Annotated in this window: 10 protein-coding genes; 8 read left to right on the top strand and 2 right to left on the bottom strand. The window is 42.9% G+C overall.

Features of this window, described 5'->3' with window-relative positions:
* Positions 1-28: 28 nt before the first annotated feature.
* Complete coding sequence (locus J9537_RS13875) at positions 29-1609, top strand: PTS transporter subunit EIIC (RefSeq protein ID WP_028020038.1); 1581 nt, start codon at positions 29-31, stop codon at positions 1607-1609.
* Between the two features lie 35 nt (positions 1610-1644).
* The gene (locus J9537_RS13880; protein ID WP_010745162.1) at positions 1645-2970 is read left to right on the top strand and encodes a family 4 glycosyl hydrolase; all 1326 of its coding nucleotides are present in this window, start codon (positions 1645-1647) and stop codon (positions 2968-2970) included.
* Positions 2971-3069: 99 nt separating this feature from the next.
* Here J9537_RS13880 and J9537_RS13885 read toward each other — a convergent pair whose 3' ends face one another.
* Together J9537_RS13885 and J9537_RS13890 are read right to left on the bottom strand one after the other, a co-directional pair.
* The gene (locus J9537_RS13885) at positions 3070-4038 is read right to left on the bottom strand and encodes a helix-turn-helix transcriptional regulator (RefSeq protein WP_010745161.1); all 969 of its coding nucleotides are present in this window, start codon (positions 4036-4038) and stop codon (positions 3070-3072) included.
* A gap of 80 nt (positions 4039-4118) precedes the next feature.
* Positions 4119-5288: a CapA family protein gene (locus tag J9537_RS13890; protein ID WP_010745160.1), complete on the bottom strand. Its 1170-nt coding sequence runs from the start codon at positions 5286-5288 to the stop codon at positions 4119-4121.
* Positions 5289-5625: 337 nt separating this feature from the next.
* On the opposite strand from J9537_RS13890, the gene J9537_RS13895 reads away from it, so the two are divergent.
* The 6 genes from J9537_RS13895 to J9537_RS13920 all read left to right on the top strand — a co-directional run bounded on the left by J9537_RS13895 (position 5626) and on the right by J9537_RS13920 (position 12434).
* Positions 5626-6018 carry a YbaN family protein gene (locus tag J9537_RS13895; RefSeq protein ID WP_010745159.1) on the top strand — a complete coding sequence of 131 codons (393 nt, stop codon included), beginning with the start codon at positions 5626-5628 and terminating at the stop codon, positions 6016-6018.
* Positions 6011-7741 carry an ABC transporter ATP-binding protein/permease gene (locus J9537_RS13900; RefSeq protein WP_010745158.1) on the top strand — a complete coding sequence of 577 codons (1731 nt, stop codon included), beginning with the start codon at positions 6011-6013 and terminating at the stop codon, positions 7739-7741. The genes J9537_RS13895 and J9537_RS13900 overlap by 8 nt, the downstream gene beginning before the upstream one ends.
* On the top strand, positions 7731-9374 hold the full coding sequence (locus J9537_RS13905; RefSeq protein ID WP_010745157.1) for an amino acid ABC transporter ATP-binding/permease protein: 1644 nt from the start codon (positions 7731-7733) through the stop codon (positions 9372-9374). The genes J9537_RS13900 and J9537_RS13905 overlap by 11 nt, the downstream gene beginning before the upstream one ends.
* Before the next feature lie 163 nt (positions 9375-9537).
* Positions 9538-10191, top strand: coding sequence for a YoaK family protein (locus J9537_RS13910; protein ID WP_010745156.1), 654 nt, complete (start codon positions 9538-9540; stop codon positions 10189-10191).
* Between the two features lie 230 nt (positions 10192-10421).
* Positions 10422-11555, top strand: a complete 1134-nt coding sequence (gene wecB, locus J9537_RS13915; protein ID WP_010745155.1) for a non-hydrolyzing UDP-N-acetylglucosamine 2-epimerase — start codon at positions 10422-10424, stop codon at positions 11553-11555.
* A 12-nt stretch (positions 11556-11567) separates the two neighbouring features.
* Positions 11568-12434, top strand: a complete 867-nt coding sequence (locus J9537_RS13920; RefSeq protein WP_010745154.1) for a GGDEF domain-containing protein — start codon at positions 11568-11570, stop codon at positions 12432-12434.
* The last annotated feature ends 11 nt before the right edge of the window (positions 12435-12445 follow it).

Here is a 12445-nt window from a genome sequence, read left to right on the forward strand (position 1 = left end):
AAAAGAAAAAAATAGAGGTGAACAACAAATGAAAGAAAAGTTTATGAAATCAGCAAGTACCTTTTCTAAAGCCATTATTCAACCAGTTATGTTCATGGCGGTAACCGGGATCATCCTCTCTGTATGTGCAATCTTAAAACTGGAAGTTATGCCTTCCTTTTCAAAAGAGGTCGGAAATTTTGTCTTCAATATTCTTTCTGGAGGGATGATTGGTCAATTAAGCGCCATTTTTTGTGTCGGAATTGCTGCAGCATTAGCAAAACCAAAATATAAAACAGATGCTGCCATACTTGGTATTGTTACCTATCTCATCTTTTTGTATGCAAACAATGCTTGGTTGACTCTGACTGATCGACTAGCAAAGGCTGGAGAACAAGGGCTTTACGGTACTGGTCAAGGAATGGTTTTCGGTATTCAAGTAACCGATATGGGTGTGTTTTTAGGTATTCTTTTAGGTGTGTTTGTTGGTTTTATGGTGAATAAATTTGGAGAAATTAAACTGCACAAATATCTTTCTCCTTATTCAGGTACGAAATCCGTTTACATCTTGATCGTATTCGCTACTATTTTATTCGCTATTGGGATCACTTATGTATGGCCGATCATCAATGCTGGAGTAGAATCTGTAGTTAAAACAACTACAACCGCTGGGGCGGCTGGGTTCTTCTTCTATGGATTCTTGAATCGGATGTTATTGCCATTAGGTTTGCATCATTTCTTATGGATGCCAATTTTTTATACTCCACTGGGAGGGTCTGCAGAGATCGCTGGCCAAATGTACAATGGAGCATTTAACATCTGGTTAGCTGAATTAGGCAATGCTAGTCAAATTACTACTATGCATCCTTCTATTGGTTACCTATCTAATCTAGGGTCCATTTCATTACCAATTGGTATTGCGTTTGCCATCTGGAAAACGTCTCGACCAGAGAACCGTAAAAAAGTCGCAGCAATTTTGATTCCTACTGTCACTACTGCATTTTTAGCGGGAGTTACTGAACCGTTAGAATTTCTATTCTTATTCTTATCTCCTGTACTTTGGTTAGCTCATTCTGTTGTATACGGTTTGACGCTATTTATCACAAACATTGTCGGAATCAATATTCAATTTGATACTGGGATCAATATGATTATAAATAGTTTTGCATTCCCTAGCTCGTTAGGGCATCAATATCTGTTGCCTATTGTAATCGCAGCTACAGCATTACTTGAATATTTCGTCTTCAAAACGTTGATTATTCGTTTAAACATCCCAACTTTAGGAAGAGAAAAGAAATCGGCAGAGGATCAAACAATGGATGCCGCTTCTATCGATTCTACTGTAGATGTTATTGATGAAAATTCGGAATTTGAGCCACAAATACAAAATATCGTAGCAGGTTTAGGTGGTGCTGACAATATTGAAAACATCATCAATTGCTACACCCGACTTCGTGTTGACGTCAAAGATGAGACAAAAGTGAACATGTCCATTTTGAAAGAAAAGGTCAAAGCCTCTGGAATCGTTGATAAAGGTAAACATATCCAAATCATTATCGGTGTAGGGGTAGAAGAAGAACGAGAAAAAGTTGAAGCTTACATGTCTCAACTAAAAGCAACAAAAGCATAATAAAGAATTAGTAGAATTATTGGAGGAATGAATCAATGAGCAACAAGTTTGTAATGATCGGCGGAGGCTCCACTCAATCACCTGGAATTTTAGAAGTTTTGAGAAAGCGTGCCGAAGAACTTCATCTTAAGGAATTAGTTTTGTATGATAACGATGCTGAACGTGTTTCCTTATTAGGACAATATACGAAAATGTATTATGCAGAAACAGGATCTAAAGTAACTGTTTCCTATACCACAGATCTTGATGAAGCATTACAGGGAGCAGATTTCTTATTCATGCAGATTCGTCCGGGTTTGAACAAACAGCGAGCAATCGATGAAAAAATTTGTTTAAACAATGGTGTGGTCGGTCAAGAAACTTGCGGTCTTGGAGGATTTTCTTTTGCCATGAGAGTCATTCCAGCAATACTGGAAATTATTCGTAAGGTGAAGCAAATCTGTCCAAATGCTTGGATACTCAATTATACCAACCCGGAAGCGATCTTATCAGAAGCGATCTATCGGGAATTCCCTGACGCAAACGTTTTGTGTATTTGTGATATGCCTATCTCAATTGAAGGTGCAATCGCAAAATATTTCAATAAAGATCTGCAGGATCTTACTTTCAAGTATTTCGGTTTAAATCATTTCGGCTGGTGGACCAATGTCATTGATGAAACAGGAAAGGATCTATTGCCTCAGCTTCGAGAAGATGTCCTTAGTGGAAAAATAGATACCTTGTTAATGTCGAATGACGAAACTGAGGGAGATCAATATTGGATTGATACGTACAAACAAATGGTCAGTCTATTCAAACGTTTCCCAGAATATTTCCCTAATTGCTACCTGCAGTATTATTTGACACCTGATGAAATGGTGGCTCATGATGACCCATCCTTCACTCGTGGAGATTTCGTTATGCAAGGAAGAGAAAAACGTATCTATGATGAGTGCCGCCGAGTAATCGCAGCAGGTTCGGCAAAAGATTCTTCTCTGCATGCAGGCGTACATGGAAATTATATCGTGGATATTGCTTATGCAATCATCCATAATACAAGAGAACGTTTTACTGTAAACAAAAAGAATCATGGGGCCATCTCTAACTTTGATCCAGAAGCAGTTGTAGAAACACCTGCGTACGTAGGATCAATGGGGGCAGAAACCATCAACATCGGTGAGATACCTACTATGCAAAAAGGGTTGATGGAGATGCAAAAAGCTTATGAAAAACTGACGGTAGACGCTGCCTTGTCTGGCTCATATCAAACAGCATTAGAAGCAGTCCTATTAAATAAAACCATCCCTAATTATACTGTTGGGAAAAAAGTTTTAGACGAATTGTATGAAGCCAATAAAGGTCTATGGCCAGAACTTCACTAAAAATTGTTGATGCGTTTTTTGATCGATAGATACATTTATTTTCATTTCTTACAACTAAAAACAGCGGCATCGATGTTTGATCAATGCCGCTGTTTTTCCTTATATTTTTTTGACTGGTCGCACATATTTCCAAAAGCGTTCTGGATCATGGTAAAAGTAGATCACCCTGCCCGGCGTAGTATCGTAGCTATAGTCTGTCTCAGAGAAGTCAAAGTGCGCCATCGCTTCTTCCACTTTTTCCTCCACACTGCGATTTTCCTGTTCGTAATCAAACGGGCCGTGTTCAAAGACCAGGTATTCCGCTTCTGGTACATCCATCAAAAGCATCTGCTCAGGTACCTCTCCTTGATACTCTGCCGGCAGACGTGCCCCGTAGCATTCTGATCGCAAGAAGCCCCAATCACACAAACGCCCCTCTGGATCACTGATGTACGCCATCACTTGTCCACTGCTGCTGTCTGTTTTACTGCCGCCGTTATCGTCTAATTTCCCTTTGATGCTGTCTAATAGACCGCTGATCGTGTCGCAGTCTTTCCCGGGAATCTGACTTTGCTTCTGCCAGAAGTCCCAGTAGCCGTTGCTTTGAGTATTTTTGATGTGTAAAAACTTGTGGTCCGGAATCGTCACAAAATACGTTTTGATCTCATTGGTTGATTTCACCATGCCAATCTCTCCCAATCCTAAAAAGTAGCGGTCAAAAGGGCTGATCCTTGTTCGCAGTACAACAGGCTTCGGACATCTGCGATACTCGCTAGGCGCCACGCCGTACATCTGTTTGAATGCGCGAGTAAAGGCTTCATGTGAAGAGAATCCATAATCAAAGGCGATATCCAAAAGACTTTTCTGGTTGTCCCGAACTTCCTTTAAAGCAAAGGCCAATTTTCGCTGGCGCAAATACTCGCGAAAAGCCATGCCGGAAATTTCTTTGAATTTTCGTGTCGTATAAAACTCCGAATACCCCAGTTTGCGGGAAAGTCTTCGCAGTGTCAATGCCTCGTCATTATAGCTTTTGATGCACTGATCGATCTCATCCACGATCTGCTGAATCTGCCGCTGCCATTCATACATCCTGTTCACCCCGTTTCGACTACCCTACATTTATTATAGAAAGCAGAGAACTCTGTCGCTTGATTTGACTTGCGGTCTTTTTAATAAACGATTTTTACTTTATCGTTCATGATCTGCTTTGTTCGTTCGATAAAATAATTCCGCGACAAATCTTGTCCCTGATTGACATGGATCATATGCTGAGCCGCCAGCTCATCCGTGTAATCTTTCAGCGCATAGGTCTTATAGGTTTGGTAATTATCGCCGATATAGGTGATCGTCGGCCAAAATTCGACCTGTTCAAATTTGATGTCTTTCTTCTTTTTATCGTAATCGATGGTCCAGCGTCCCATGCCGCCAAGCATTCGGTCATTTTCCGCTTGGGAGGAAATAAAGTTCCCTAAAGAATACATGACTAAGGTTTGATTGCCTGCTTCACCCGTCAAATAATCCATCGGCTGAATCACATGAGGATGACCGCCAACGATTACATCGACCCCGGCATCGCTTAAGAGCTGAGCGAGTTGCGTCTGTGTTTCATTCGGAACAAATTGATATTCTTCACCCCAATGCATACTGACGATTTGGACATCACTTTGCGTGTTCAATTCCTGCATGTCCCTCTTTATCTGCTCTTCATCAATCAGATTGACCAGATATTCCTTGCCTTCCGGCAGCGGAATACCGTTTAAGCCGAAGGTATAGGACATCAAGCCGACCTTGACACCTTTGATTTCCTTCACCTGCAGGCGCTTCGCTTCAGGAGATTTTTGCGATCCTGTCACCGTAATGTCTGGGTATCTCTCCAGATACTCCAGCTGTTTAACGATTCCTTCTTCTCCTTTATCCATGGTGTGGTTGCTGGCAGCAGATAGCCAGTTGTAGCCAGCCTTATGCAGCGAATCCAACACCTGTGTTGGACCATTGAAGGTGGGATAACCAGATAATCCCAGTTCTTCTCCCCCACAGATCGTCTCCAGATTGATGTAGGCTATATCTCGATCCTTATTCAAATATTGCGTGGGTTCATACATTTCATCAAATCGATACGTGCCATCCAGCTGCCTCAAATGGTCATAAATGAAATCATGAATCAAATTATCGCCCACTGCTGAAAAATTCAGCTGTACCTGTGCCTCTTCCTTTGCCTTAGTTGACTCGGCAGTTCTCTCTGAAGATGCACCCTTTGCGTTTTTGTCTGCCTCTTTCCCGCCACAGCCGCTAAGCAGAAAAAACAGAACAACGACGCTCCACCTTAAAAACTTCTTCACAATCTAACCCCTTTTCGATTGATCTACAACAGACAAGTGACTTTGACGACGTTACGACTTTCTTCTACATAAAATATCTTACGCCACTTTACTAAAGATGGAAATAGTTCGTTGATTCGACGCTTTTTGGCTGGAGAAATGAAAAACGATTCCGTCTACTGTCGTGCTTGTCATTCTAGCGTTTTGTTAAACGCTGATCTCTTGTTTCCCAAAAGATCGACAATTATTTTTATTTTTGGATAAAAGAACGCTGAGAAGAGATTGATAATCATTTTCATTTAGCATAAGATAGGCTGGTAAGCTCTTTCTTTTAATTCATTCATTGGAGGTCATACATGTGAAAAAAATCATTTATTTTTCTCTTGGTGCGATTACCTTTGCACTAGGAACCTTGGGTATTTTTCTTCCCTTCTTACCGACTACGGTCTTTTATTTACTGACAGCCTTCTTTTGGCTGCGTAGTTCAGATAAATATTACAACAAATTTATCCATTCTTCTTTTTATAAGCGAGCGGTGGAGGAACCCATCGTTAAAAAGAAGATCACCAACGCTGGGATGGTGAAGATGTTCTTGATGATCCTTATCGTCTTTCTGATTCCCGGTCTTTTAGTGGATAACACACCGATGCGGATTTGCCTAGTCATCGTCTACATTGCCCACGTGATTGGCCTGACCTGGTACCTGCGTGGGAAAAAAGCAGCGGTAAAGGCGGGCGAACCAAATGATTGATCGCCGCTTATTTGCGATTGCTAAAAAGAAGACCCTGATCCTGCAGGTGGTGATTCGCTGTATTGGTCTGGGACTATCTTTATATATTTGGCGGACATTGGCCCTATTATTAAGTCAAGTGATGCAGGGACTATCCCTTGAACTAAGCCGACCCTTTGGTTTGATTCTGCTGGCTCTAGCTGGGAAACTGATTCTTATCCGCTTATCCGCGAATCTGACAGATCAGGCTTCCGCAGAATTGCGGGTCGCGTTGCGTAAGCAAGTGATGGAAAAGGCTTTTCGCTTAGGGAATACTTCCCGCCAATTGCCAGCGACGACTTTAGCTCAGCTTGCTGGTGACGGTATTGAGCAACTGGAGATGTACTATGCGCATTTTTTGCCGCAGCTCTTTTATTGCCTATTGGCCTCTTTGATGCTGTTTGCTTATTTAGTTTCACTCGCTTGGCAGCCGGCTGTCGCTATGCTGATTTGTGTCCCCTTCATTCCTCTTACCATCATGGCGGTGATGAAGATCGCCAAGCGGATCTTGAGCAAATACTGGGATGACTATACAAATCTTGGCACTCGCTTCCACGAAAGCTTGAGTGCTCTCAGTGTCTTGAAGGCTTATGACCAAGACGATGCTAAGCAGCGGGAATTAGCGGCAGACGCGCAAAAATTCCGCAAGGCAACTATGAGCCTATTGTCGATGCAATTAAACTCGATTACCATCATGGATATTTTTTCCTACAGTGGTGCGGCTTTAGGAATTGGGCTGGCTCTGATCGCCTTTCAACAACAGTACTTGACCGTTTATGGCGTGTTGCTCTTTATCTTAGTCGGCGCGGAATTTTTCTTGCCGATGCGGCAGTTAGGTTCTCTTTTCCATGTGGCCATGAATGGGATCAGCTCCTGTGGGAAAATTTTCGATTATCTCGCCTTGCCGGAAAAAAACGATGGAACCATTAAAGAGTGGACAGAATCCTTAGATACAGTCACTGTGAAGCAGCTGACTTTCACTTATGAAAAGCAGCAAAGTCAGGCGATTAATGCTGTCTCCATAACTTTGAAAAAAGGAACCTTTACGGCCTTTGTAGGAAAATCCGGCTCCGGAAAAAGTACCTTCGCTCAGCTGCTGCTGAATCAATTAGATGACTATCAAGGGAGGATTCACTGGAACCAGACCGAGCTGAAGGACCTGAATCGCTCGACAGTTTTAGAAAAGGCGATGCTGGTCAATACGAAGGATTTCCTTTACGCTGACAGCATTCGGGAAAACCTGTTGCTGGCTAAGTCCTCGCTAACTGATACTGAACTATGGCAATTGCTAGAGCAAGTAAAGCTGGCGGATTTTGTCAGACAGCTGCCTGAACAATTAGACACAGTCTTAGAAGAAAACGGAAAGAATCTATCTGGCGGTCAACGACAACGGCTGATTCTAGCCCGAGCCTTAGCGACTTCGGCTGAGCTGTATATTTTTGATGAGATTACCTCTGGGGTGGATATCGAGAGTGAAGAAATTATTCTTCACACCCTCAAAAAACTGGCACAGCAGGCAATCGTGATCTTTGTTTCCCATCGTTTGTACAACGTCTTAGAGGCAGACCGTGTTTATGTCTTCAAAGAGGGGACGGTCGTCGAAGCTGGAACACCCCAAGAGCTGGAACAAACTTCCGACTACTTTAAGGCCTATTTTATTGAAGAAACTCGTCAAATGAAGGGAGTGACAGAAAATGAAGGATAGTGTTTTGATTCGCTGGCTGCTTTCTTTCACGAAGCCCTTCAAAGGGAAAATGATCCTAGCGATCTTATTAGGAATTCTCAGCAATTTGGCTGTCGTCGCGATTCCTGTCATCAGTACCCTCACCCTGCTTCGTTTAATCGCTGGTGATACGGTGAACCTGTCGCTGATTTTAACTCTTTTGATTGGCTGCGGAGTGGTTCGAGGGATCACTCGTTATTTGGAACAGTATCAGAACCATGACATTGCCTTTTCGTTATTGGCTCATATTCGGGAGGAAATCTTCCTCGCTTTGAGAAAGGTCGGCTCTGCTCGTCTAACAGGAAAAAACAGCGGAGAATTGATCACCTCCATCTCAACAGATGTCGAAGCACTGGAAGTTTTTTTCGCCCATACGATCTCCCCTGTTTTCATTGCCTTAGGGACAACGCTGATAACCTTTGTTTTTCTCGCAAGCTTTGATTTTGCTTTGGCCGGCATCCTATTGGCTGGACAGCTGCTAATCGGTGGGATCATCCCTTTTATCAGCTATCGGAAAAACCTTCAAATCGGTGATGACTACAAAAAGGCCTTTGTCCAAGTCAGTCAAACCATCATGGAAAACGCCAATAGTCTCAAAGACATCGCGCAGTTTCATTTGGAGAAAAAACGATTAGGCAAACTGACGATGGACAGCAATAAACTGAATCAGGAAAATCGCCGGCGCATCTTCCAAGGAAATTCGTTGCAGCTGTTCAGCGAACTTATCGTTATCGGAACCACGCTGTGTGTCTTTTTCTACGGCAATAGCCAGGGACTCGCAATAGAAACGATCGTCCTTTCAGTGGTACTGAGTCTAAGCTCCTTTGGTCCGGTTTTGGCATTGGGCAATCTCGGCAACGCCTTGTTAACAACCTTCTCGAGTGGTCGGCGCTTGTATCAGCTCGTCCACGAAGAACCTTATGTAACCTTCGAAGGAAACAGCCCAGCAGTCGAATCCGTCGACACATTGGCAGCAACTAGCCTTGCCTTCCACTATCCAAATACTGAGAAGAAGGTACTGGAGGACATTTCCTTTGCGCTGCAGCAAGGACATAGCATCGGGATCAGTGGTGAAAGCGGCAGCGGAAAAAGTACACTACTAAAGCTTTTGATGCGCTATTGGGACCCTGACAAAGGAACTATAACGATCAACGACCTGCCCCTCTCCTCTCTCAAGGAGGATACCCTTCATCATTTAGAAGGCGTCATGGAGCAATCGACCTTTTTATTTGAGGACACGATCGCCAACAATATTTCTCTGAAACGTGGCAGTGTTTCTCAAGAAAACATTGAAGAAGCGGCAAAAGCAGCCTCGATCCATGACTGGATTCTTTCACTCCCAGAAGGCTACGAGACACAGCTTAGCAAGCTATCCCGCGGAATCTCCGATGGGGAACGGCAGCGAATTGGCTTAGCTCGCCTGCTCGTTTATGACGCGCCGCTGGTCTTGCTGGACGAGCCAACCAGCAACCTTGATTACGTCAATGAACAAGCCATTCTCGCCGCCTTCAAAGAAAAATTGCAGGACAAGACGATGGTTCTCGTTTCTCACCGCAGCAGCACCTTAAAGATCGCGGAGAAACAGCTGCATCTGGAAAAAGGACAATTCAAATAGAAAAAGCAAACGCCTAACCGCTAGTACTATAGCGAAACGTTAGGCGTTTTTTATGTAATATTCCGCAATAGCGCAGGGGGCGCTTCAAGCAGAAGACACTTCCTTTGGCGTTTTTACTTATTTGTCGTAGAATTCTGTTGAAGAAAAAAGAGGTGCAATTTAAATGGAAGAAAAAGTTCATGAACGGCTGGAATTCGGAATGGCCTTAGCGGCAACCGCAGGTGGACTGGATGCTTATACATACCTAGTTCATGGGGAAGTGTTCGCTGGACTTCAAACGGGGAATTTTATTTTGCTGGGCGTTCACTTAGGACAAGGTCACTGGGGGGCGCTGCCTCATTATTTGATCCCTATCCTGGCCTTTGCGCTTGGCGCGCTGGCGGCACGCTATCTGCAAACCAAAATCAGCAAGAATCAGCAACTGTGGTTTTTAGCCTTTGAAATCATTTTACTGCTAATTGTCGGACTATTTTCCGCTCATTTGCCAAACTTACTTGCGAATGCCTTGCTTTCCATTACAGCGGCGGCTCAGCTGCAGGAATTTCAACGGTTAAAAGGAAAACCATTTACGTCTCTAATGATGACAGGAAACCTGCGAAACCTTTCGACCAACTTCTTTGAAGGCTACATCCAGCAGGATTCTGCAAAAAGAATGGCTTTTCGCGATACCTTGATCATTTTGCTCAGCTTCATGCTGGGAGCTTTGTTAAACGGCCTATTGGTCACTTATTTTAATGTCCACACCATCTTGTTTAGCCTCATCTTTTTAGCATTTGCCGTCTTTTTACTAATGAAGGACAAACGCGCCTTTCGCTAAATAAACTTACAGGCAAGAAGAGCCATTCTTCTTGCCTTTTCTTATGCTGCTATTCCATTTAGACAATGGAGTACGCTCACTTCTAAACAAATTTTAAAATTAATACGCTCAGCCATAGTGTATTCATTTTAAATAACAAGGCCGAATGCTATACTGAGTAAGATTTCATTAAATTTAATTTTATATTTATTATAATCAAATTATTTATAACTATATCAAGGAGGTTTATTATGAAGAAAAAAGTTTTTCTCGTTTTCGGCACCCGACCAGAAGCCATCAAAATGGCCCCTTTGGCAAAGACATTAGCCGCAGACGACCGCTTTGACGCCAAAATAATCGTGACTGGCCAGCATCGGGAAATGCTTGATCAAGTGCTGCATTCATTTTCACTCATTCCTGATTATGATTTAAACATTATGCATCAAGGCCAAACCTTAAGCGATATTACGAGCCGGGTATTAGAAAAGCTTACCCCTATTCTAATCAAGGATCGTCCAGATATTTTACTGGTTCATGGCGATACCACGACGACCTTTTCTGCAGCCTTAAGTGCTTTTTATCAGCAAATTCCGATTGGACATGTGGAAGCGGGCTTACGAACCTGGGACAAGTATTCACCTTTTCCAGAAGAGATGAATCGGCAATTAACCGATGACCTGACGGACCTGTACTTTGCGCCAACCAAAAAAAGCAAAGAGAATCTGCTAATGGAAAATCATTCTGAGGAACATATTTATATTACTGGCAATACTGCGATCGATGCCATGAGCAGTACCCTTGATGAACACTACCAAATTCCTACTGAAGTCTCAAAGAATCAAGAGCGGATCGTCTTAGTCACCATGCATCGCCGCGAAAATCTCGGTGAACCTATGAAGGCTGTTTTTGAAGCCATTCGCAGAGTCGCTGATGAGTATACCCACACACAGTTTATTTTTCCGATGCACAAAAATCCAGCGGTTCGAAAATCCGCGAACGAAACATTAGGTCATTTACCAAATGTTTCATTGATCGAGCCTTTAGACGTGATTGATTTTCATAATTACGCGAAGCAAAGCTATTTGATCCTGACAGACTCTGGCGGTGTACAGGAGGAAGCCCCATCCTTAGGTGTTCCCGTACTGGTACTACGCGACCAAACAGAACGACCTGAAGGCGTGGCTGCTGGAACGCTGCGGCTCGTTGGAACGGATAGCCAGACTGTCTACACGACCATCAAGGAACTCTTTGACGATCCGACTGCTTATGAAAAGATGGCTAAAGCCAGTAACCCCTACGGTGACGGTAAAGCCAGCGAGCGAATTACTGAAGCGATCGCTCATTACTTTCAATTAGCTGATCGTCCAAGAGATTTCAGTCAATAAGGAGAGCAACCTATGAAATATTTACGCCGAATTCGAGTAGAATGGATGACGATTCTTTTAGCTGCCGTCTTCCTGATTCAAAACCTGATCTTAGATGATCGATTAAGCTTTGTTCCTGTAGTCACCATCTCCCTGCTGGCCTTTTTAGGTCTGCTTGTTGGTTTTTTAGGCAATACCATCACGGTAGCAGTTTTTTCAATGCTGGTTATGTCTACTGGAACGTTTTTGCTTTATTACACCCCGATTATTATGCCGAGGCTAGAAAAGATTTACTTGATTGTGGTGATTCCCATCTTCGCTAGTTTAGGACTTATCGCTAAAAATAGTGTTTTGTTTAATCGACGAGCAAATACTTTTCAACCTCGTATGCGGGAATACTTAACCACCCTGGATGAAACGACCGGGTTATTCAACCGAGAGGAATTTGAACGACGCTATGAGAAATTTAAATGTGCCATGAATTTGTATAGTCATAACGGTCGTGGACTTATTGTCTCCTTCTATACAGTAGATTATATTGAACAGCTGAAATATCAGAATGATGAAGCTACTGATCAATTATTAAAGGCTTTGGCGCAAGAATTGAGTGATATCCGCTTGCCAGAGGAAGACCAGTATTATCTAGGAAACGGTACTTTTGCCGTCTTATCGCCAATTTACCTAAATGGCGCGAGTCACAAGTTTGTTCAACAGCTGAATCGCGTCACAAAAACACAATTTTCTCTCTTTCCCTTTAAGAATCTTGAGCATTCTCAAGATACGGTCATTCGTTTTGGCGAGATAATGATTGAGGGATCGACTGAAATGACGGCAGAACAAGTAATCAGCCGCGTACGTCGTCGATCGGAAGCCGATCTGACAAATGAATATATTTTATAAGGAGGGATACT

The sequence above is a fragment of the Enterococcus raffinosus genome, assembly GCF_019175485.1.
GTDB lineage: Bacteria > Bacillota > Bacilli > Lactobacillales > Enterococcaceae > Enterococcus_A > Enterococcus_A raffinosus.